At 60.0% G+C, this 21,926-nt stretch carries 23 protein-coding genes; 14 read left to right on the plus strand and 9 right to left on the minus strand.

Going from position 1 to position 21,926, the window contains the following annotated elements; genetic code table 11:
- Window position 1: 1 nt before the first annotated feature.
- Genes VOY09_RS13610 through VOY09_RS13625 form a run of 4 tightly spaced genes read right to left on the minus strand, consistent with a single transcriptional unit; the run spans window position 2 to window position 2,718 of the window.
- Window positions 2-301: a 4a-hydroxytetrahydrobiopterin dehydratase gene (locus tag VOY09_RS13610; RefSeq protein ID WP_322894494.1), complete on the minus strand. Its 300-nt coding sequence runs from the start codon at window positions 299-301 to the stop codon at window positions 2-4.
- Window positions 298-1,476, minus strand: coding sequence for a GNAT family N-acetyltransferase (locus VOY09_RS13615; protein WP_322894492.1), 1,179 nt, complete (start codon window positions 1,474-1,476; stop codon window positions 298-300). Before VOY09_RS13615 ends, VOY09_RS13610 begins: the two co-directional genes overlap by 4 nt.
- Window positions 1,477-1,507: 31 nt before the next feature.
- Entirely contained in the window at window positions 1,508-2,260 is a 753-nt protein-coding gene (locus tag VOY09_RS13620; RefSeq protein WP_322894490.1) for a glycerophosphodiester phosphodiesterase family protein, read from the minus strand.
- Complete coding sequence (locus VOY09_RS13625) at window positions 2,257-2,718, minus strand: RidA family protein (RefSeq protein WP_322894488.1); 462 nt, start codon at window positions 2,716-2,718, stop codon at window positions 2,257-2,259. Before VOY09_RS13625 ends, VOY09_RS13620 begins: the two co-directional genes overlap by 4 nt.
- 195 nt (window positions 2,719-2,913) lie before the next feature.
- Between VOY09_RS13625 and VOY09_RS13630 the strand changes: the two genes are divergently transcribed.
- Window positions 2,914-3,279, plus strand: a complete 366-nt coding sequence (locus tag VOY09_RS13630; protein WP_322894487.1) for a hypothetical protein — start codon at window positions 2,914-2,916, stop codon at window positions 3,277-3,279.
- Window positions 3,280-3,290: 11 nt separating this feature from the next.
- On the opposite strand, the gene VOY09_RS13635 is transcribed toward VOY09_RS13630, so the two are convergent.
- Window positions 3,291-5,453, minus strand: a complete 2,163-nt coding sequence (locus VOY09_RS13635; RefSeq protein WP_322894485.1) for a PBP1A family penicillin-binding protein — start codon at window positions 5,451-5,453, stop codon at window positions 3,291-3,293.
- Between the two features lie 269 nt (window positions 5,454-5,722).
- On the opposite strand from VOY09_RS13635, the gene VOY09_RS13640 reads away from it, so the two are divergent.
- The 5 genes from VOY09_RS13640 (at window position 5,723) to VOY09_RS13660 (ending at window position 10,470) form a co-directional block, all read left to right on the plus strand.
- Window positions 5,723-6,061, plus strand: a complete 339-nt coding sequence (locus VOY09_RS13640) for a P-II family nitrogen regulator (protein ID WP_322894592.1) — start codon at window positions 5,723-5,725, stop codon at window positions 6,059-6,061.
- A 25-nt stretch (window positions 6,062-6,086) separates the two neighbouring features.
- A complete protein-coding gene (locus VOY09_RS13645) occupies window positions 6,087-7,439 on the plus strand; it encodes an ammonium transporter (protein WP_322894483.1) in 1,353 nt (450 codons plus the stop codon).
- Between the two features lie 148 nt (window positions 7,440-7,587).
- Window positions 7,588-8,589 carry an N-acetyltransferase DgcN gene (gene dgcN / locus VOY09_RS13650; protein WP_322894482.1) on the plus strand — a complete coding sequence of 334 codons (1,002 nt, stop codon included), beginning with the start codon at window positions 7,588-7,590 and terminating at the stop codon, window positions 8,587-8,589.
- A 55-nt stretch (window positions 8,590-8,644) separates the two neighbouring features.
- Entirely contained in the window at window positions 8,645-9,607 is a 963-nt protein-coding gene (dgcA, locus tag VOY09_RS13655; protein WP_416236749.1) for an N-acetyl-D-Glu racemase DgcA, read from the plus strand.
- Window positions 9,604-10,470, plus strand: coding sequence for a D-amino-acid transaminase (locus VOY09_RS13660; protein WP_322894481.1), 867 nt, complete (start codon window positions 9,604-9,606; stop codon window positions 10,468-10,470). The genes dgcA and VOY09_RS13660 overlap by 4 nt, the downstream gene beginning before the upstream one ends.
- Before the next feature lie 66 nt (window positions 10,471-10,536).
- On the opposite strand, the gene VOY09_RS13665 is transcribed toward VOY09_RS13660, so the two are convergent.
- The 3 genes from VOY09_RS13665 to dapD are packed head-to-tail and all read right to left on the minus strand — an operon-like array spanning window position 10,537 to window position 11,976.
- Complete coding sequence (locus tag VOY09_RS13665) at window positions 10,537-10,869, minus strand: hypothetical protein (RefSeq protein WP_322894480.1); 333 nt, start codon at window positions 10,867-10,869, stop codon at window positions 10,537-10,539.
- A complete protein-coding gene (locus VOY09_RS13670; protein ID WP_323811285.1) occupies window positions 10,866-11,198 on the minus strand; it encodes a hypothetical protein in 333 nt (110 codons plus the stop codon). The genes VOY09_RS13665 and VOY09_RS13670 overlap by 4 nt, the downstream gene beginning before the upstream one ends.
- Window positions 11,149-11,976 carry a 2,3,4,5-tetrahydropyridine-2,6-dicarboxylate N-succinyltransferase gene (gene dapD / locus VOY09_RS13675; RefSeq protein WP_322894477.1) on the minus strand — a complete coding sequence of 276 codons (828 nt, stop codon included), beginning with the start codon at window positions 11,974-11,976 and terminating at the stop codon, window positions 11,149-11,151. The genes VOY09_RS13670 and dapD overlap by 50 nt, the downstream gene beginning before the upstream one ends.
- 83 nt (window positions 11,977-12,059) lie before the next feature.
- Between dapD and VOY09_RS13680 the strand changes: the two genes are divergently transcribed.
- Complete coding sequence (locus VOY09_RS13680; RefSeq protein ID WP_322894476.1) at window positions 12,060-12,905, plus strand: TIGR00730 family Rossman fold protein; 846 nt, start codon at window positions 12,060-12,062, stop codon at window positions 12,903-12,905.
- Window position 12,906: 1 nt separating this feature from the next.
- The gene (locus VOY09_RS13685) at window positions 12,907-13,392 is read left to right on the plus strand and encodes a gluconokinase (protein WP_322894475.1); all 486 of its coding nucleotides are present in this window, start codon (window positions 12,907-12,909) and stop codon (window positions 13,390-13,392) included.
- On the opposite strand, the gene VOY09_RS13690 is transcribed toward VOY09_RS13685, so the two are convergent.
- The gene (locus VOY09_RS13690) at window positions 13,375-14,418 is read right to left on the minus strand and encodes a LacI family transcriptional regulator (RefSeq protein ID WP_322894474.1); all 1,044 of its coding nucleotides are present in this window, start codon (window positions 14,416-14,418) and stop codon (window positions 13,375-13,377) included. The genes VOY09_RS13685 and VOY09_RS13690 overlap by 18 nt on opposite strands.
- Before the next feature lie 203 nt (window positions 14,419-14,621).
- Here VOY09_RS13690 and VOY09_RS13695 point away from each other — a divergent pair, with 203 nt between their 5' ends.
- From VOY09_RS13695 to VOY09_RS13720, 6 genes are all read left to right on the plus strand, one after another.
- Window positions 14,622-15,848 carry an ABC transporter substrate-binding protein gene (locus VOY09_RS13695; protein WP_322894473.1) on the plus strand — a complete coding sequence of 409 codons (1,227 nt, stop codon included), beginning with the start codon at window positions 14,622-14,624 and terminating at the stop codon, window positions 15,846-15,848.
- Between the two features lie 68 nt (window positions 15,849-15,916).
- Complete coding sequence (locus VOY09_RS13700) at window positions 15,917-16,810, plus strand: sugar ABC transporter permease (protein ID WP_322894472.1); 894 nt, start codon at window positions 15,917-15,919, stop codon at window positions 16,808-16,810.
- Window positions 16,803-17,702 (plus strand): carbohydrate ABC transporter permease, encoded by a 900-nt coding sequence (locus VOY09_RS13705; protein WP_322894471.1) that lies wholly within the window; start codon window positions 16,803-16,805, stop codon window positions 17,700-17,702. Before VOY09_RS13700 ends, VOY09_RS13705 begins: the two co-directional genes overlap by 8 nt.
- Before the next feature lie 3 nt (window positions 17,703-17,705).
- Window positions 17,706-18,785, plus strand: coding sequence for an ABC transporter ATP-binding protein (locus VOY09_RS13710; RefSeq protein WP_322894470.1), 1,080 nt, complete (start codon window positions 17,706-17,708; stop codon window positions 18,783-18,785).
- Entirely contained in the window at window positions 18,785-21,151 is a 2,367-nt protein-coding gene (locus tag VOY09_RS13715; RefSeq protein ID WP_322894469.1) for a beta-mannosidase, read from the plus strand. Before VOY09_RS13710 ends, VOY09_RS13715 begins: the two co-directional genes overlap by 1 nt.
- A 19-nt stretch (window positions 21,152-21,170) precedes the next feature.
- Complete coding sequence (locus tag VOY09_RS13720; RefSeq protein ID WP_322894468.1) at window positions 21,171-21,917, plus strand: sugar phosphate isomerase/epimerase; 747 nt, start codon at window positions 21,171-21,173, stop codon at window positions 21,915-21,917.
- Window positions 21,918-21,926 lie beyond the last annotated feature (9 nt).

The following is a 21,926-nucleotide window of genomic DNA, read 5'->3' on the forward strand; positions in this document are numbered from 1 at the left end:
TTTAACCCCCGGACAGCGCCTCCATCTTGGCGCCCAGTTTGACATCCAGCGCCGACAGACCGCCTGCATCATGCGTCGTCAGCGTCACATCGACCGTCTTGTAAACGTTCGACCATTCGGGGTGGTGATTCCATTTTTCGGCATAAAGGGCAACCTTTGTCATGAAACCAAAGGCTTCGACGAAATTGGCAAAGGTGAATTCCTTGTGAATGGCGTCGCGGCCCTCGACCATGGTCCAGCCTTTGGCCAGCAGCGGCGCAAGGTCGGCGTCACGTTCGGTCTGTGTCAGTTTCTCGGTCATTGTTGTTCCTCTCTTTGGGATTTACGGAACGGGCCATAGCTGGTCAGCACCTCGATTTCGTGGTCTACGGCGTCGCGTTCCGCCTGCAGATAATGCGCCACCGCATCGCGAAAGCCCGCATCGGCGAACCAATGCAGCGAATGCACCGGCACCGGCAGATAGCCCCGCGCGAGTTTGTGTTCACCCTGCGCGCCCGCCTCGACCCGCGCCATGCCTTGGGCGATGGCAAAGTCGATGGCCTGATAATAGCATAATTCGAAATGCAGGCAGGCATGGTGTTCGGTGCAGCCCCAGTAGCGACCATATAACGTCTCGCGTCCGATGAAATTCAGCGCGCCCGCAACCGGCCTGCCCTCGCGGATCGCCAGCACCATCAGGATATCATCCCGCAGATGGTCATGCGCCAGAGCGAAAAACGCCCGTGTCAGGTAAGGCGTGCCCCATTTGCGGTTGCCGGTGTCCTGATAGAATTCCCAGAACGCATCCCAATGCGCAGGTTCAATCTGATCCCCGGTCAGCGCCACGATCTGCCCGCCAAAGCCCTGCGCCGTGGCGCGTTCCTTGCGGATATTCTTGCGCTTGCGGCTGGACAGGTTCGCCAGAAAATCATCGAAACTGGCATAGCCTTCATTGACCCAGTGAAACTGCTGGCCGATCCGGGACTGCAGGCCCATGTCCTCACCCGCCAGCGCCTCGGCCTCGGTGCAGAAGGTCGCGTGCAGGGATGACAGGTTGTTGTCGGCGGCGATCTGCACCGCGCCCTGGATCAGGGCGGACATGCCAATCGCCTCAAATCCCGGTCTGGTCAGAAACCGCCGCCCGGTCGCGGGCGTGAACGGCACCGCGATCTGCAATTTCGGATAATAGCGCCCGCCCGCGTTTTCATAGGCATGCGCCCAGTTGTGATCAAAGATATATTCGCCCTGACTATGCCCCTTGGCATAAAGCGGGGCGACGGCAATGATCTGCCCATTCTGCTGCGCACTCAGATAGCGCGGCTGCCAGCCGGTGCGGGGGCCCACACTGCCGCTGTCTTCGATGGCTTTGAGAAACCGATGCGTCGTGAACGGGTCTGTCGGCCGTCCCGGTTCTGGACAGGCGCAGGCATCCCAGTCAGCGGCGCTGATCCCGCTAATGCTGGCATGGGTGGTGATTTCAATCGTCGCGTCATCCATGCCCTTCTAACTGGACGCTGCGGGGCTGGCGTCAAGCAAGATAACCCTCAAACGTCACATTATCCGCGATCTCGCGGGCCTTTGCCTCTGCCGTGGCAGAACGGATCGTCCAGCACAGGATCGGGGCACCTGATGCCTTGATCTGCGCGACACGGGGACGGTGCAGATCAATCGCTTCATGGCTGATGAAACAGGCCCCGACGCGGTCATAATCCGGGATCTCGCGCAGATGATCACGGACGTCGGCGGGCAGTTCCGGCCAGAATCGCGGCTCATAGGCCGAGGTGACCAGCCCGCGCGGCAGATCGGGCGCGAGTGTCTGACAGGCCGCCATGCTATGCGGATTGAACGACATCAGCGCGACATCGCCCGTGTAATCTACAAGCGCCTTGCAGGTCGCTTCTTCCAGCGGGCCGACATCGGGGCCCATCGCGCCATCCTGATCCTTGATCTCGATCAGCAGCGGAACCTGCCCTGCAACCAGCGCCAGCACATCTTCCAAAGTGGGGATCGTGCCTGCATCATCTGTCAGCGCGATCTCTGTCAGATCGGCCCGACTGCGGGCGCGGACGGGCCCGGTCTCGGCGGTCAGCCGGTCCAGCACGTCATCGTGAAACACGACCGCATGGCCGTCACTGCTCAATTGTACGTCGATTTCGATAGCATAACCGGCGTCAATCGCCGCTTTGATCGAGGCGGTGGAATTTTCCACCCGCCCCGCCTTGCGGTCATGCAGGGCGCGGTGAGCGATGGGGCGGGACAGGAAGGATGCAGGCAACATCATGCGATCTCGAATATGCCTTCAATTTCGACCGCGACGCCAAAGGGCAGGCTGGCGGCGCTGACAGCAGACCGCGCATGGCGGCCTTTGTCACCCAAAGCGGCGACCATGAAATCTGATGCGCCGTTAATCACCTTGGGCTGATCGCCGAAATCAGGCGTCGAATTGACGAAACCCACCAGTTTCACCACCCGCACCAGCCGGTCGATATCGCCACCGCAAGCGGCCTTGAGCTGCGCGAGCAGGCTGATCGCGCAGGCTTTCGCCGCCGCCGCACCCGCCTCTGCATCCAGATCAGCGCCCAGCTTGCCCTTGATCATGCCATCCGCACCCGCCGAAATCTGGCCCGAGACATGCACCAGATTGCCGGTCTGCACGAAAGGCACGTAATTTGCCGCAGGGGCGGGGGCATCGGGCAGGGTCACGCCCAGTTCGGCCAGACGGGTTTCGATCACGCTCATGTCACTCTCCTTGGCTGTTTGCGCGGACGCTAGCGGGCAAAGCCGGGCGGTGCAATCACCCGTCAGGGCCAGCGGGCGGAAAAAACTGCCTGCGGATTGGGCAAGCGCCAACGCGCTGTCACTCTGCCCTTGTCAGCGGTGCGCGGTTGTGGTCAAGCAGTTGATCTGCGCAGAAACTTGCCGCATGGTTCACATATGAATAGCTTTTTTCGGTGTCTTGCACCTCTGATCTGCTTGCTGCCGTCAGCCTTGCTGGCAGGGCCCTATGATGGGGTGTACCGGCAGACGGCCAATGCCGAATGCGCGCTGATCGGCGCGGATGGGGGATCGGTACGGATCGCCTCCGGCATCTTTTACGGGGTCCAGACGCAATGCCAGATGACCCGCCCGGTCGATGTGAACGGCATGAATGCGACGCTCTATACAATGGAATGCGCCGCCGAGGGTGAACAATGGACCGAAAGGGCCATGCTGATGCCCACCCCCGATGGTGAAGGGCTCTATATGATCTGGGACGGCTATGTCTTCGTCTACAGCCTGTGTCCGAACGGCGCGCCGTAGCGCGCCGCGCCTTAATTGGTGTTGTCGCCGTTGATCAGAATGTCCAGCAACTCGATCACGTCATCATCCACGACCTCGCCACCCTGACTTTCCAGAATGCCTGCCGGGGCGGCGACTTGCGGCACCATCATCGGCAATGGTGTGGCAATCCGGCCTTCCAGCACACGCACCATGGTTTCACGCCAGATTTCGGCAGGCAGACCGCCGCCTGTCACACCGCTGAGCGGCTGGTTGTTGTCATAGCCCATCCAGACGCCGGTGACGTAATCGCCGGTAAAGCCGATGAACCAGGCATCGCGTGACGAATTGGTCGTGCCGGTCTTGCCCGCGATTTCCCAGCCGGGGATGCGCGCGCGCCGCCCTGTGCCTTCTTCGACGACTTTGGTCATCATCCAGGTCAGCTGGCGGGCCGCCTCTTCGCTGATGATCCGGTCACCGATACCGGCACCCTGCGAATCCATCACGACCTGTTCGTCGCCCTGAATTCGCAGGTCCAGCAGCCCATAAGGCGTCACTTCGGACCCGCCGTTCAGAATACCGGCATAGGCCCCCGTGATGTTCAGCAGCGTGCTTTCCGACACGCCCAGCGCCAGCGCCGGACCGACGGCCAGATCACCCTGCAGGCCGAAACCATTGGCGACATTGCGCACGAATTCGCGGCCGACATCCTCGGACAGGACGATGGTCGGCACGTTGCGGCTTTCGGCCAACGCCTGCACCAGGGTCACCGGACCTTTGAACGTCCGGTCATAGTTTTCCGGGCACCATTCGGGTGACCCGCGCACCCGCCAGCAGGTGCGGGTATCATTCACCATCGCAAAAGGCGACACGCCAAGGTCAAGCGCCGCCGCATAGATAAACGGCTTGAAGGCCGATCCGGTCTGACGCAGGGCCTGTGTCGCGCGGTTGAACGCACCCGTGGCGCGCAGATTGCGCCCGCCGACCATGGCGCGCACGGCACCATCTGCCGACATCACCACGATGGCCGCCTGCGCGTCGGACCCTTCGGCAACCTGATTTTCAAAGACCGATACCAGCGCCTCTTCCGCGGCACTTTGGATACGCTGATCCAATGTGGTGCGGATGATCACGTCCTCGGTTGTGTTGCGGGTGAAAAATTCCGGCCCGCTTTCCATCACCCAATCGGCAAAAAAGCCGCCTGATCGCGCCTCTGCCGCGCGTGACAGGGCCGCAGGATTGGCGATAGCATCGCTAGCCTGTTCGGCGGTCAGATAGCCCTGATCCCGCATCAGACCGATCACAATCGCGGCGCGGGCGCGGGATCTTTCGATATTCGCTGTGGGGGCCAGCGTCGACGGCGCGACAAGCAGACCGGCCAGCATCGCCGCCTGCGCGGGATTCACCTCTGCCGCTGAAATCCCGAAATAGCGCTGCGCCGCGGCTTCGAAGCCACGGCTGCCCGCCCCCAGATAAGCGCGGTTCAGATAGAGCGTCAGGATTTCTTCCTTGGTATAGGCAATCTCCATCCCGACAGCATAAAACGCCTCGCGCGCTTTCCGGGCGAGCGAGTTTTCACGGCAATCCGCCTCATAGGCCGCTTCTGACTCCCATGCATTGGGGTCATATGGTACGCCAAGACACAGCAATTTGGCGGTCTGCTGGGTGATCGTGGACCCGCCGTTACCGGACAAAGGCCCGCGCCCTTCGTTCAGGTTGATCCGCACCGCCGAGGCGATACCGCGCGGCGACACCCCCAGATGACTGTAAAACCGCCGGTCTTCGGTCGCGACAACGGCATTATGCAGATGCGGGGATACATTGGTTGCGGTCACCACACCGCCGAACTGGTCACCGCGCCAGGCGAAAACCTCGCCGGTCAGATCGGCCATCGTGACAGAGCCGCGCGCGCGTTGGTCGATGATCTGTTCGATCGGGGGCATCTGGGTCGAGAAATAGAACGAAATGCCGCCAACCACGATCGCTGCGACCAGCCCCAGCCGCCATGTGACGGCCCAGATGATGCGGGCGACAAAGGCGAAAGGCCACAGGATCCAGCCCAGCACACCACGCGGTCTGCCCCGCGCGGGGGCCTGCCTGCGGCGGGACGCCGGTTTCGCAGCGACTTTCTTCGGCGCTGCCTTTTGTAGGGCTGCTTTGTTCTTATATCGCCTGTCGGCCACCAGCGGTGTCCGTCGTTTATCGTTGCCACTCATGATCCGCTCGACTGTTTGTGCGTTTGTTTTGCGACATCCTAACCGGATCGAAAGCGATTGTAGAGACGGATGAGTCGCTCTGCGCGATTTTTGATCTGCCTGTAAATTGTGCAGATAGGCTAATTTGTGCAAAAAATGTGCAAGTATACCTCTCTGCAGGGGGTCAGAGCATCGGCAAAACCTTGCTCATGCTGCACTGCCGCGTTCTTTGGTTCCTGCAAGCGGACGCCAGGCTGGGCGGTTTCGCAATCCATTGCGAGGGGAAGAACGTGAAACTCATCATTGCAACAATCAAGCCATTCAAGCTCGAGGAGGTGCGCGAAGCGCTGACCACCGTGGGCGTGCGCGGCATGATGGTGTCAGAAATCAAGGGGTTCGGATCGCAGTCGGGCCACACCGAAATTTATCGCGGTGCGGAATATGCGGTCAACTTCGTGCCCAAGGTGAAGCTTGAGATCGTCGTGCCTGACAGCATGGCCGATCAGGTGGTCTCTACCATCGCCACCACCGCCAAGACCGACAAGATCGGTGACGGCAAGGTTTTCGTGCTCGACGTGGAAAGCGCCCTGCGGGTGCGCACCGGCGAGACCAATGATGACGCGCTGTGATCGCGGCGGAACGAGGGATAAGAAAATGAATATGAAAAAACTACTGACACTCGGCGCGGGGCTGGCCCTGCTTCCGGTGATCGGATTCGCGCAGGAAGCCGCAGAGGTTGTCGAAGAAGTGGCAGAGGTGGCACCCACCTTCGACGAAATCGGCCCCTATATCATGACCACCCTGCTGTTCCTTGTGGGCGGCTTTCTGGTGTTCTGGATGGCAGCAGGCTTTACCATGCTGGAGGCCGGTCTGGTCCGGTCCAAGAACGTCACCACCCAGTTGACCAAGAACATCGCGCTGTTTTCGATCGCAGGCATCATGTATTGGCTGGTTGGTTTTCATCTGATGTATCCTGAGAACGGTTTTATCATCGAGGGATGGCTGGGCGAGCTCTTTAACGCTACATCGCTCGAACCTGTGGGGCTGGCAGCCGCTGATGCATCGCTGGACTATGCCTCTAAGGCATCAGACTTCTTCTTTCAGTTGATGTTCGTTGCGGCGACAGCCTCCATCGTGTCGGGTGCTTTGGCTGAACGGATCAAACTCTGGCCCTTCCTTGCCTTCGTTGTCGTGCTGACCGGCTTCATGTATCCGATTTCCGGGTCCTGGCAGTGGGGTGGCGGCTGGCTGTCCGAAATGGGCTTTTCCGACTTTGCCGGTTCGACTCTCGTCCACTCTGTTGGTGGCTGGGCTGCTCTGGCTGGTGCTCTTGTGCTGGGTCCACGTCTGGGCAAATACAAGGATGGCCGCGTCAATCCGATGCCGGGTTCCAACCTTGCACTGGCGACATTGGGCACGTTCATCCTGTGGCTGGGCTGGTTCGGTTTCAACGGCGGTTCGCAGCTTGCCGCAGGCACAGTCGGTGACATCACAGACGTAGGCCGGATTTTTGCCAACACCAATATGGCAGCCTCTGCCGGTGCGGTGACGGCGCTGATCCTGACACAGCTGCTGTACAAAAAGGTCGATCTGACCATGGTGCTGAACGGCGCGCTGGCCGGTCTGGTCGCCATCACGGCAGAGCCTCTGGCACCAACATTGTTCGGTGCGCTGTGGATCGGTGCCATCGGTGGTGTGATCGTGGTCTTCGCTGTGCCGATGCTGGACAAGTTCAAGATCGACGACGTGGTCGGTGCGATCCCTGTCCACCTGCTGGCCGGTATCTGGGGCACGATCGCTGTGGTCTTCTACAATGATGGCGCCAGCCTGATGACACAGCTGACCGGCATCGTCGCTTACGGTGTGTTCACCTTCTTCGTCTCGCTGATCATCTGGTACATCTTCAAGATGACCATGGGCATCCGCGTCAGCGAAGAATCCGAAATGCGCGGTCTGGATACATCCGAACTGGGCATGGAAGCCTATCCTGAATTCACGAAAGGCTGACCCCCTCCTGTCAGTGTTTCGGATCGGCCCGGGCGTTCGCGCCCGGGCTTTTTCATGGCGGTGTTGCGCGCCCCACCGTTCGGTGGGGGACTGGCGAAGTGCCGGTCGATCTGGCAAGGTGACCCCAAACCATCGACGGAGCGTGACCATGATCCAGACCCCTTATCTTTTGTTTCTTGGCGATGCGCCGGACCAACTTGCCGCCAAGGTCGCGCAAGGGATCAAGGATTGGCGCCCGGACAACGCCGTGGGCCAATACCGGATGCCGGGTTGCGGCGCCGATCTGCGGATCAAAGATATGACATTGGCCGAGGCCAAGGCGGCAGGTGCCAAAACCCTGGTGATTGGCGTGGCCAACCGTGGTGGAATCATCTCTGCCGCGTGGAAAGAGGCGCTGATCGAGGCCCTGAACATGGGCTTCGACATCGCCTCCGGCCTGCATAACCTGCTGCGGGACGAGGCTGATCTTGTTGCCGCCGCGCGCGCCAATGACCGCACATTATTCGATGTGCGCGTGCCTTCGGTCGCCTATCCCATCGCCAATGGTGTCAAACGGACAGGCAAGCGCTGTCTCGCCATCGGCACCGATTGTTCGGTGGGCAAGATGTATACCGGCCTTGCCATGGACATCGAAATGCACAAACGCGGGATGAAATCCACCTTCCGCCCCACCGGCCAGACCGGCATTCTGATCACCGGCGGCGGCGTGCCTTTGGATGCAGTCGTGGCGGATTTCATGGCCGGCGCGGTCGAATATCTGACCCCCGACAATGACCCCGACCATTGGGACCATATCGAAGGGCAGGGCAGCCTGTTCCACGTCTCCTATTCCGGCGTCACCATGGCGTTGATCCACGGCGGCCAGCCTGATGCGCTGATCCTCGCCCATGAGCCGACCCGCACACATATGCGCGGTTTGCCCGGCTATAGCCTGCCCAGCCTTGAAGCCCTGCGCGACATGGTCTTGCCCATCGCCCGCATCGCCAACCCTGCCTGTCAGGTGGTCGGCATCTCGATCAATACACAGCATATGTCCGAGGAAGAGGCCCTCGCCTATATGGCCGAGGTTGAGGCGCGGATGGGCCTGCCCACGGTCGATACGTACCGCCAAGGCGCTGCGCGTTTGGTCGATGCGCTGGTGGCACTGTGAATTCCGGTTTCTGGCGAAACCGGATGCCTCCGGCGGGGATACTTGGGCTCGGACGATGATGAAGGTTGCAGTTTCATCTGATGTGTTCCGGCTGGCGCAGGTGTTCACCATCTCGCGCGGGTCGCGGACCGAAGCCAAAGTGCTGACCGTGACCGTCGCCGGTGACGGCTATGTCGGGCGCGGCGAATGCGTGCCCTATGCGCGCTATGGTGAGACGCTGGAGAGCGTGACCGAACAGGTCATGAGCTTTGCGGGTGCCTGGCCCGATTTGCAGCACGTCCTGCCCGCCGGTGCCGCGCGGAATGCGCTCGATTGTGCGTTCTGGGATCACGCGGCCAAAAAGGCGGGCAAACGGGTATGGGATTTGCTGGGCCTGCCCGCGCCAAGGCCGGAAATCACCGCCTATACTTTGTCGCTCGACACACCCGAGGTGATGCAATTGCAGGCGGCAAAGAACGCCCACCGCCCCCTGCTCAAGATCAAACTCGGCACGCCCGATGACATGGCCCGGCTGGAGGCTGTCCGCCGTGGCGCGCCAGATGCCCGGATTATCGTCGACGCCAATGAAGGCTGGACGGCAGAGGTTTACGCCTACCTCGCCCCGCATCTGATCCGCCTTGGCGTGCAGATGGTCGAACAACCGCTACCCGCCGGGGCCGATGATATGCTGGGTGAAATTGCGCGGCCTTTGCCGGTTTGTGCCGATGAAAGCTGCCATGACCGCGCCAGCCTGCCCGGCCTGCGGGGCAAATATGACATGGTGAATATCAAGCTGGATAAAACTGGCGGGTTGACCGAAGCCTTGGCGCTGAAAGCACAGGCGCAGGCCGAAGGTTACGGCGTGATGGTCGGTTGCATGGTCGGCTCATCGCTCGCCATGGCACCCGCGACGATCCTTGCCCAAGGCGTGGCATTCACGGATCTTGACGGGCCGCTGTTATTGGCCGAAGACCGCGCAACACCTTTGCAGTTTGATGAACATGGCGTGCATCCGCCCGCCGCTGACCTTTGGGGATGAATATGCGTACAGTCTACGTCAACGGCACCTATCTGCCTGAAAACGAAGCCACAATTTCGATCTTTGACCGTGGCTTCCTGATGGCCGATGGCGTTTACGAGGTTACATCCGTGCTGGATGGCAAGCTGATCGATTTCGCTGGTCACGCCAAACGGCTCGAACGCTCGCTGAGCGAGTTGGACATGCCGCACCCCACCTGCCTGCCCGATCTGCTGGACATCCACCGCGAGTTGGTGCGCCTGAACGAGATTGAGGAAGGCATGATCTATCTGCAGATCACCCGTGGCGCGCCCGGTGACCGCGATTTCGCCTTTCCCGATCCCGAAACCTGCACGCCGACTGTCGTGCTGTTCACTCAGAACAAGCCGGGCCTCGCCAACAGCCCCGCCGCGAAAACTGGGATCAAGATCATCTCGGTCGCCGATCAGCGCTGGGCGCGGCGCGATATCAAGACCGTGCAACTTCTTTATCCCTCGATGGGCAAGATGATGGCCAAGGCCGCCGGAGTCGATGACGCCTGGATGGTCGAGGATGGGATGGTCACCGAAGGCACATCCAACAACGCCTATATCGTCAAGGGCAACACGATCATCACCCGCCATCTGGGCCATGAAATCCTGCACGGCATCACCCGCGCCGCCGTCCTGCGCTTCGCGCGCGAAGCACAGATGCAGGTCGAGGAACGCAGCTTTTCCATCGCCGAGGCGCAGGAGGCGGATGAGGCTTTCATCACCTCCGCCAGTGCCTTTGTCATGCCGGTGGTCGAAGTGGATGGCAAAGCCGTCGGCAAAGGCACGCCGGGTCCGGTCGCCGCGCGCCTGCGCGAGATTTATCTGGACGAAAGCCGCAAGGCTGCGGTGTAAAAAACCTTCCCCGCGGGGAAGGTTTTACGTGACGGCGATCTTCCCCGCGGGGAAGGTTTCAGGTCTCTACTCTGCCTTATCGTAAAACGGCGTCATCTGCGCCACGATGACGCTGTTTTCATCCAAGGCCCGCTGCATCAGCTCGCGTTCCTCATCCGAAATATCATGCCCTTCGGCCAGCCGCTCATCCAGCGTGCCGTAACCTGACACGTCCAAGGGTGCCAGATCAGCCTGTTTCAGGATCGCGACGGTTTCGCGCACCGCCTCGGCCTCGTCCACGCCAGAGGCATAGCACATCAGCGCTGCACCGGTCGCACCATCGGGCAACCCGTCATCGGCGCTGCGCCCAACCTCGACCAGCAGGGTGAATACCTTTTGGCGGCTTTCCTTGGCACTCATTTGCTGTCTTCCTCTATCCAGCGGGATTTGACCGCCCAGATCGTTGATATCACGACGACGATCTGAAACGGCAGGTAGATCGCGAACAACAGGACCAGGATGGTCCCATAAAGCGGCAGGTCCGCCACATAGATCGCCGTCAATAGCGGCTGCCAGAGCATCGCCAAGACCGCCGCGATCATCGCAATATCCGCCGCCACCGGCCACCAGCCCGCAATGAACGATGGCTGCTGGCCCGCAGCGATGCGGCGGCGGGCGATGATCCGGCTGAGGATCATCTCAGTCGCGCAGCAATTCGTTGATGCCGGTTTTGGAACGGGTCTTTTCATCGACCCGTTTCACGATCACCGCGCAGTACAGGCTGACGCCATTGGTCGATGGCATCGTGCCGGCGACGACCACGGAATAGGGCGGCACCTCGCCATAGGTGACCTCACCCGTCGCGCGGTCCACGATTTTCGTGGATTGGCCGATGAACACGCCCATGCCCAGCACGGACCCTTCACGGATGATGCAGCCTTCGACAACCTCGGAGCGGGCACCGATAAAGCAATTATCCTCGATAATCGTCGGGCCTGCCTGCATCGGTTCCAGCACGCCGCCGATGCCGACGCCGCCGGACAGATGCACATTCTTGCCGATCTGCGCGCAGGACCCGACCGTGGCCCAGCCATCGACCATCGTGCCTTCATCGACATAGGCACCAAGGTTCACGAAGGACGGCATCAGCACCACGCCCTTGCCGATAAACGCCGACCGGCGCACGATCGACCCCGGCACGGCGCGGAACCCTGCGGCGCGCCATTGGTTTTCACCCCAGCCGTCGAATTTCGATGGCACCTTGTCCCACCATGTGGACCCGCCATTGCCGCCGGAAATCGGCTCCATATCGTTCAGACGGAACGACAGCAGCACCGCCTTTTTCGCCCATTGGTTCACATGCCAATTGCCGTCATCCTGCTTTTCCGCGACCCGCAGGCTGCCGCTGTCCAGCGCGTTCAGCGTGGTTTCAATCGCATCGCGGGTCTCGCCTTTGGTGGCGGGCGTGATCGTGTCGCGCACGTCCCAGGCGGCTTCGATGGCGGTCTCAAGGGCGGCATTCGACATGGGATTCTCCGGTTTAGCTGTGGTCTGTGGTTGCAATGGGCTATAGACCGGAACGGCCCAAGGGCGCAATGCGAGGAAGAATGATGAAAGACGACCGCCGCCATCCGTTTCGTGACAGCCAGCAGGATCAGGAAACCGCACGCCAGATCCCCGACACGCCGCAGACCCGCGCGCCATCCTATGCTCTGGCCTTTGCCGATCAGGACTTTCTGCTGCGCGAGGAATTGCGGCCTGTGCGTCTGCAACTGGAATTGCTGAAGCCCGAACTGATGATGAACGAGGCGGGGATCAAATCCACCGTGGTCCTGTTCGGCGGCGCGCGCATCCCCGAGCCATCGAAAAAAGACACAGCCAAGTCGCAGACGCTGGCCGATCTGTCAAAATACTACGACGAGGCGCGCAAATTCGCCCGGCTGATGACCGAACGGTCGATCCAAAAAGGCGGCGGTGAGGACGTCATCGCCACCGGCGGCGGGCCGGGCGTGATGGAGGCGGGCAATCGCGGCGCGCAGGATGCGGGCGGCGTGTCCATCGGGCTGAATATCGTGCTGCCGCATGAACAGGCGCCCAATGAATATGTCACGCCGGATCTGTGCTTTAACTTCCACTATTTCGCGATCCGCAAGATGCATTTCCTGATGCGCGCTTCGGCTGTCTGTGTGTTTCCGGGCGGTTTCGGCACGCTGGACGAAATGTTCGAGGCGCTGACCCTGATCCAGACCGGCCGCATGGGGCAGGTGCCGTTCCTGCTGTTTGGCCGCGAATTCTGGGAAAAGATCATCAATTGGGAAGCGCTTGCCGATGCTGGCACGATTTCGCGCGACGATCTGGCGTTGTTCCGCTTTGTCGAAACGGCAGAGGAAGCGGTGGAAATCATCGACACTTGGGACGGCAAAGGCACCAAGCGCGGTGCGATCCCGGGGCGCTGAGATGTATTCTGCAATCATGGTCATGGGCGTATCCGGCTGCGGCAAATCGACCATCGGCGCAGGTCTGGCCGATGCAATTGGCGGCGTCTTTCTGGATGGGGATGATTACCACCCCGCCGAAAACGTGGCCCAGATGGCGGCGGGTCAGCCGCTGAATGATGCGATGCGCTGGCCGTGGCTCGACGCGCTGGGGCAGGCGGTGCAGGCGGCGCGCGCGGATCAGCCGGTGGTTTTCGCCTGTTCGGCGCTGAAGAAATCCTATCGCGATCATCTGCGCGCGGCGGTGCCTGATCTGAAAATCGCCTATCTGGAGGCCCCCCGCGATGTGGTCACGGCGCGTCTGGCCGAACGGCAAGGCCATTACATGCCGCCAAGCCTGCTCGACAGTCAGTTGGCCACGTTGGAAGTGCCGCAGAATGCGGCAGCGGTGGTCCGCATCGACCAGCCGATCCCGGCGATCATCGCCGCGTTACAACGGATCGTCTGACGGGGTTTCCAGCGCCTGCATCGGCGGTGCCTCTGGGTTGCGGATCGCCTGAATGGCGGCTTTGGCCAGAAATTCGCCCGCAATCCCGATCTTTTCGGACAGGGTCAGGATATCCGCGCGGAACAATTTCAGGAAGGGCACCGCCTCTTTCGCGAAAAGGTCCACCTCTTTGCCTACGGTTTTGCCTGCCTGTTCAATGGCAGAGACCGCCCCCATCGCCGATGTCGTTGATCCGACGATGATCGCGTCGATTTCGGGCTGGTGTGTCAGTTTGTCGAGGATGAAGGGCACGACATCGGCGCTTTTGTTGTCGCTTGAGACGGTGTCAGAGATCGTCAGCCCGACACCACCTTCCTGCACCGCGCGGCTGACACCGGCGATCATGTGCTGGGCGTAATTATGTGCGGCGGGGGGCGGGATCAGCAGGATATGCCTGCGCCCGCGCGCGATCAGGCGCTGCGCGGCCATGGTGCCGAAGGCTTCGTTATCGAAATCATAATAGGGATGCAGGCTGGCCTGATCCGTCCGGCCATGTGTGGCAAAAGGAAAATGCCGGGCCATCATGTAATTGACACGGGGATCATCGGCCCTGATCTGGTTCAGGATGATCGCATCGGCTGATCCGGTTTCCACGATATAGCGCACGGGTTCCATCGGGTCCTGATCAGGGAAAAACGGCGTGACGATCAGGTGATAGGGCGTGTCGCGCAAGGCCCCGGCAACGGAAGAAATCAGCCGCGCGGTATGGCTCATCAGATCCATCTCGGTCGACATGACAAGGCTGATCACATTGGTCCGGCCCGTGCGCAGGCGCACGCCCGCGCGGTTGGGGACGTAGCCGATGTCGCTGGCGATCTTGCGGATCAGTTTCTTGGTCTCAGCACCGATATCGGGCGCATCGCTGAGCGCGCGTGACACGGTCGGCACGGCCAGACCGCTGATCCGCGCGATGGTTTTCAGCGTCGGTTTGCCGGTCACCGCCGCGGTCGAGGCGGCAATTTCTGCGCTGGTTCGGCTTGTTGCCATCGGCTGGCATCCTTGTTCTGGCGTCACTCCGCCCGTGTCTGTCGCTGTGTTCAAGCCATGGCATCATGTAAAAATTGATCAACCACAAGGTCTTATACATCGCGACCGCGCTTGTTGAAAGTTTGGCTTATTTTTTGTTGCGAGGTCAATCTAAATCGATATAGGCTGATCTATAACGATTTAGGACCAGGGAGGAAAGAATCGTGAAACTGACAACACAACTGCTCGCGGCGACTTGCATCGTCAGCGCATCGGCGGCTTCGGCCGTTGATTTGGAAGTCACACATTGGTGGACATCGGGGGGGGAGGCCGCCGCTGTCACAAAATTCGCCGAAGCATGGAATGCCACCGGCAACACATGGATCGATGGTGCAATCGCCGGTGCCGGTGGCACAGCCCGCCCGATCATCATTTCGCGTATTCTGGGCGGCGACCCGATGGCCGCGACCCAGTTGAACCACGGACGGCAGTCCGAGGAACTGATTGAGGCCGGGCTGATGCTGGACCTGACCGAAGTGGCCGAGGCTGGCGGCTGGCGCGATGTCGTCAACCCGTCAACGCTGCTTGACAGCTGCACATTGGATGGCCGCATCTATTGCGTCCCCGTGAACATCCATTCCTGGCAATGGCTGTGGCTGAGCCATGCCGCCTTTGAACAGGCGGGCATCGATGTGCCCACGAATTGGGAAGAATATGTCGCTGCCGCCCCTGCGTTGGAAGAGGCCGGCATCCTGCCTTTGGCCATGGGTCAGCAAAGCTGGCAACAATCGGGTGCATTCGGCGTGATGGCCATTGCGCTGGCAGGTGAAGAGGCATGGCGCGCCGTCCATGTCGACCGCGACGAAAGCGTCGCAGGCGGGCCGGAATATGCCCGCGTGTTCGAATCAGCCGTTACAGCGCGCGACATGGCGAGCGGCAGCAACGTGCAGGACTGGAATCAGGCCACCAATATGGTGATCGCGGGTCAGGCCGCTGGCCAGATCATGGGTGATTGGGCGCAGGGTGAATTCCAGATCGCCGAACAGGTCGCTGGCGAAGATTACAGCTGTCTGCCGGGACTGGGTGAAGCCGCCATTCTAGATACCGGCGGTGATGCCTTCTATTTCCCCGTGAACAGCGACCCAGAAGTGACGGCTGCACAGCTTGAACTGGCCGCTTTGATGATCTCGCCCGAGGTGCAGGTTGCGTTCAACCTTGCCAAGGGCTCCTTGCCGGTGCGTGGCGACATCGAAATGTCTGCTGCCAACGCCTGCATGCAGAAAGGGCTTGAAATCCTTGCCGATGGCAACATCCTGCCGACTGGTGACATGTTGTTCACCCCCGACACCCAGACCCAGATCGAAGAACTGATGGCGGAATTCTGGACCTCAAGCATGAGCGCTGAGGATGCACAATCCCGCTACGTCTCTATCATCGCCGCCGCTGACTAAGCGTCGTCGCTGACCGGGCCCGGTTGAACGCCGGGCCCACCAATTGCCTTTGCTCTGGGGGAACCATGATGGACGCAGCCAAGCGGCCCAACAAGCTATTCCGCAACCTGAATTCCAAGATCGCTTCGATCCCGATGATATTGACCGTGCTGGTGGTTTTCGTCGGCGGTACGATCTGGACGGTTGTACATTCATTCACAAGTTCGCGGCTGTTGCCCCGGCTGGATTTTGTCGGCCTTGACCAATATGAACGGCTTTGGGAAAGCAGCCGCTGGATGATCTCGATCCAGAACCTTGCCATCTACGGCATCTGTTCATTGATCCTGACGCTGGTGATCGGCTTTACGCTTGCTGCCTGTCTGGACCGCAAGATCCGGGGCGAGGCGGTGTTCCGCACCATATTCCTGTATCCTTTCGCGCTGTCCTTTGTCGTGACCGGCCTTGCCTGGCAGTGGATTCTGAACCCGGAATTCGGCATGCAAAGCGTCATACGCGATTTTGGCTGGACCAGTTTCGCCTTCGATCCGCTGAACAACCCCGATATCGTCATGTATGGCATTCTGATCGCCGGGATCTGGCAAGGGTCCGGTTTCATCATGGTCGTGATGCTGGCCGGTCTGCGCGGGATCGACGAAGATATCTGGAAAGCCGCGCGGGTGGACGGGATTCCGACATGGAAAACCTATGTCGTGATCATCATCCCGATGATGCGCCCGATTTTCGTGACCGCGCTGGTGCTGATCGCCAGCGGTATCATCAAACTTTATGACCTTGTGGTCGCGCAAACCAATGGTGGCCCCGGGCTCGCCTCTGAAGTGCCGGCAAAATACGTCATCAACTATATGTTCCAGGCGCAGAACCTTGGTCAGGGCTTTGCCGCATCCACCATGATGCTGGTGTCGGTGATCATCATTCTGATCCCTTGGGCCTATCTGGAATTCGGAGGCAAGAAGAATGGCTGACGCAGCTTTGCGAGACGGCCCGCGCGGGCCAAAACCGAAAAAATCCTTCAGCCGCGCCAATATCTTTCTTTATGGCACATTGCTGCTGGTCAGCCTGTACTATCTGCTGCCGCTTTACGTGATGATCGTCACCTCGCTGAAAGGCATGCCCGAAATCCGCATGGGCAATGTCTTTGGCCCGCCGATGGAGATTACCTTTGAACCCTGGGTCAAGGCCTGGTCAGAGGCCTGCACCGGCATCAATTGCGACGGGTTGCAGCGTGGTTTCTGGAATTCGGTGAATATCCTGATCCCGTCACTGATCCTGTCAATCTCGATCGCGTCGATCAATGGCTATGCGCTGGCGAACTGGCGGTTCAAAGGATCGGAAACCTTTTTCACGATCCTGATCATCGGGGCCTTCATCCCTTATCAGACGATGATCTATCCGATCGTGATCATCCTGCGCGAAGTGGGCCTGATGGGATCGCTTGGCGGGTTGGTGCTGGTCCATGCGGTGTTCGGCATGCCGATCCTGACGCTGCTGTTCCGCAATTATTTCACGTCACTGCCCGAGGAATTGTTCAAGGCGGCCCGTGTCGATGGCGCCGGGTTCTGGGGCATCTATTTCCGCATCATGCTGCCGATGTCGCTGCCGATCTTTGTCGTCGCGATGATCCTGCAGGTGACGGGTATCTGGAACGATTTCCTGTTCGGCGTGATCTACACCAAGCCATCCACCTATCCGATGACGGTGCAGCTGAATAACATCGTCAATTCGGTGCAGGGGGTGAAGGAATATAACGTCAATATGGCGGCGACCCTTCTCACCGGCATCGTGCCACTTGTTATCTACTTTGCCTCTGGCAAACTTTTTGTCCGCGGCATCGCCGCCGGCGCAGTCAAAGGTTGATCCATGACGTATTCTGTACAAATCAAACAACTCGATCTGGCTTTCGGGGCGGTCAAAGTCCTGCAAAATCTGGACCTTGATATCCATGAAGGTGAATTTCTGGTGCTTCTGGGCTCTTCGGGCTGTGGCAAATCCACCTTGCTCAATTGCATCGCGGGGCTGTTGGAGGTCACGGATGGTCAGATCTTCATCAAGGGCCGCAATGTGACCTGGGCGGAACCGTCGGAACGCGGCATCGGGATGGTGTTTCAATCCTATGCGCTTTATCCGCAGATGACGGTGCGGGGGAACCTGTCGTTCGGGTTGAAGAATGCGCGGCTGCCCAAGGCCGAGATTGAAAAGCGGGTGAACCGGGCCGCCGATATCCTGCAAATTCAGCCGCTGCTGGACCGCAAACCGGGGGCTTTGTCGGGTGGTCAGCGCCAGCGTGTTGCGATTGGCCGGGCGCTGGTGCGCGATGTCGATGTGTTTTTGTTCGATGAACCTTTGTCCAACCTTGACGCCAAGCTGCGGGTTGATCTGCGGGTCGAGTTGAAGCGCCTGCATAACCAATTGCAGAACACGATGATCTACGTGACGCATGACCAGATCGAGGCGATGACTTTGGCCGACCGCATTGCCGTCATGAAAGGCGGCAAGATCATGCAATTGGGCAGCCCGGATGAGATTTATAACCGGCCCCGCAACCTTTATGTTGCGGATTTCATCGGCAGTCCGTCGATGAATTTCCTTGAGGGGCGGCTGGAAGGCGGCAATTTCAAGGTCGATGATATGGTCATGCCCATGGTGGGCTATGAGTTTCTGACCCCGCAGACCAGCGATCATACAGCCGTGATCGGGATCAGGCCGGAGCATGTTGTGACGGGTGAATTGGTGCGCAATGCGCCGCTGCAATTCGATGTGGACGTCGATCTGGTCGAACCGATGGGGTCCGATACGCTGATCTATGCCAAGCTGGGCCGGCATCCGTTCCGTATCCGCATGGATGGTCAGGCGCGGGTGAAATCCGGTGAGGTGCTGGCGATCGGGATTGATCCGTCACGCGCGTCGATCTTTGACAAGAAGACCGAGGATCGTTTGTAATGCTTGATCTTGCCGGTGCATGGTCGCTGTCCGATGACAGCGGCACCCATAATTGCGCGATGCAGATGCCGAGTGATGGGATCAGCGCGCTGCATGACGCGGGGCTGATCCCTGATCCCTATTGGGGGCGCAACGAATATGACCTGCGCTGGATTTGTGCGCGTGACTGGCATGCGGTGCGGGAGTTTGACCTGACAGCGACGGATGTCGATCTGGTCCTGTCAGAGATGGATTGCGTTGTGACCGTACAGGTCAATGGACAGGTGGTGTTGCGGGCCGAGAATGCGTTTCGCAGTTACCGCGTGAATTTGGCTGATGTTGCGCAGGTTGGGCGCAATATGATCCGCGTGACGTTTCATTCCTCGGTCAATGCGGGGGCGGCGAAACAGGCGGCGCTGCCGTTTGAGGTGCCGCATCACCCTGACAATTGCCCGATCCCCAATGGCAATATGCTGCGCAAACCGGCCTGCGATTTCGGCTGGGACTGGAATATCGCGCTGGCCCCGTTCGGGATTTACGGGATGATGCAGATCGTTCCGGCAGAGGTAGCGCGGATTGATGGTGTGATGGTGGCGCAAACCCATCAGAACGGTGCGGTGACGCTGGATGTGTCGGTCAAGACCACTCATCACAGCGGCGATGTCAGCGCCACGATTGCAGGGCAAAGTGTAACTGCACCTGTTGTGGATGGCACGTCGCAGCTGAGCGTGACGATTCAGAACCCTGATCTGTGGTGGCCCGCAGGGCAGGGGGATCAGCCGCTTTATGATCTGATGATCACGGCGGGTGGGGCGACAGCCCACCGCCGCATCGGGTTGCGCCAGATGGAGCTGGTGACGACGCCTGATGCGGCGGGCCTTGGGTTCAAATTCCGCGTCAATGGGCGGGATATTTTCTGCAAAGGGGCGAACTGGATTCCCGCCGATGCTCTGCCCGGTCAGATAAGTGACGCCAAGACCCGCGGCCTGCTGCAATCGGCGGTGGATGCCAATATGAACATGATCCGCGTCTGGGGCGGGGGAAGGTATGAGCGGGACAGTTTTTATGATGCCTGCGACGAACTGGGTCTGCTGGTCTGGCAGGATTTCATGTTTGCCTGCAATCTTTACCCCTCCACCCCCGGTTTTCTGGCCGAGGTCACGGCGGAAGTGGTCGAGAACGTCACCCGCATCCAGCATCACGCCTGTCTGGCGCTCTGGTGTGGCGACAATGAGTTGATCGGCGCGCTGAACTGGTATGAGGTCAGCCGCAAGGACCGTGACCGCTATCTGGTGAATTACGACCGGCTGAACCGCGCGATTGAGGTGGCGTTGAAAGAGACTGATCCGGCAGCGATCTGGTGGCCATCCTCGCCCTCGCCGGGGCCGATGAATTTTGGCGATGCCTGGCATGATGACGGATCGGGCGACATGCATTTCTGGTCGGTCTGGCACGAAGGGCGCGATTTCGATCATTACCGCGATATCGCACCGCGGTTTTGTTCCGAATTTGGGTTTCAAAGCTATCCGTCGATGACTGCGATCAACCGCTTTGCTGGGGTGCTGGACCAGAATATCGCCGCCCCGGTGCTGGAAAGCCATCAGAAGAATGCAGGCGGCAATGCACGGATCGCAGAGACGATGTTCCGCTATTTCCGCTGGCCGAAACATTTTGACGATTTCGTTTATCTGTCGCAGGTGCAGCAAGGGTTGGCGATCAAGACCGCTGTCACCCATTGGCGCAGTCTGAAACCGCATTGCATGGGCACGCTGATCTGGCAGTTGAACGATACCTGGCCGGTCTGTTCATGGGCCTCGCTGGACCATGGCGGGGACTGGAAGTTGCTGCACCATATGGCGCGGGATTTCTATGCGCCTTTGCTGGTGACGGCGGTGCCTGTCGGTGACCGGATTGTCCTGCGCGGCATCAATGACGGGCCGGAAGCGCAGGTTGTTGTGACGGCGCAAGCTTTGCGGCCGGATGGCAGCTTGCGGGATATCGGGACGGCGGAGGTGACGCTGAAAGCTGATTCGGTGGATGTGATGGATATTCCGCTGGCGGGTCTTGCGGCGGATGAGATGATCGCCTTTCGTTGGGAAAGCGCGGGTGGCGCGACGGGCGCGGATATCCATGCGCCCAAGCCGTTCAAAAGCTATGATCTGCAACCCAGCGGGCTGTCGATGGACGTAAACGGCCTGTCGGTCACCGTCGCGGCGCAGGGACTTTCGCTGTTTACCGCCATCGAGGCGGATGTGCCGGGCCGCTGGTCTGCCAATGCCTTTCACCTTTTGCCGGGAGAGGCGCGGGTCCTGACCTTCACCCCCGCTGACCCCGGTGCCACCCCGAATTTCACGCTGCGCGATCTGCACAGCGCGACCTATGCCTGACCAAGAAAAGGAAACACCCATGCCTCGTATTGCTTATCAACTCTATTGCTCGCGCAACTTCCCGCCTTTGGATGAAACTATGCGCAAGTTGTCCGAACTTGGCTTTGAGAATGTCGAAGGTTTCGGCGGCCTGCTGGCCGATGTCGACGGTCTGAAATCTGCGCTGGAAGCCAATGACCTGGCCATGCCAAGCTGCCATTTCGCGCTGGATATGGTGGAGCAGGATGCCGCTGGCGCTGTTGCCACCGCCAAGGACCTTGGCATCGGCAAAGTGATCATCCCCTATCTTGCCGCAGAGGATCGTCCGACTGACAGCGCCGGTTGGACCGCCTTTGGCAAACGTCTCGCCGCAGCAGGCAAGCCTGTGCAGGACGCCGGGCTGGTCTTTGGCTGGCACAACCATGCCTTTGAATTTGACACGACACCCGAGGGCGATATCCCGCTGGACCTGATCGCCGCTGCCGCGCCTGACCTGATGCTGGAGCTTGATCTGGGCTGGGTCCGCGTTGCAGGCCATGACCCATTGGCATGGATCAAGAAATACGCAGGCCGCCTGACTGCGGTGCATGTCAAGGATATCGCGCCCGATGGCGTGGCTGTGGACGAGGATGGCTGGGCCGATGTCGGCCATGGCATTCAGGACTGGGCCGCGATCCATGCCGCGCTGCAAGCGGCGGGTGTCGATCATTATGTCGTCGAGCACGACAATCCCAGCGACGATATGCGCTTTGCCCGCCGCAGCCTTGCTGCTGTGCAATCATTCTAAGGACAAAAA

The sequence above is a fragment of the Yoonia sp. 67-2 genome, from assembly GCF_035117555.1.
In the GTDB taxonomy this organism is placed as follows: domain Bacteria; phylum Pseudomonadota; class Alphaproteobacteria; order Rhodobacterales; family Rhodobacteraceae; genus Yoonia.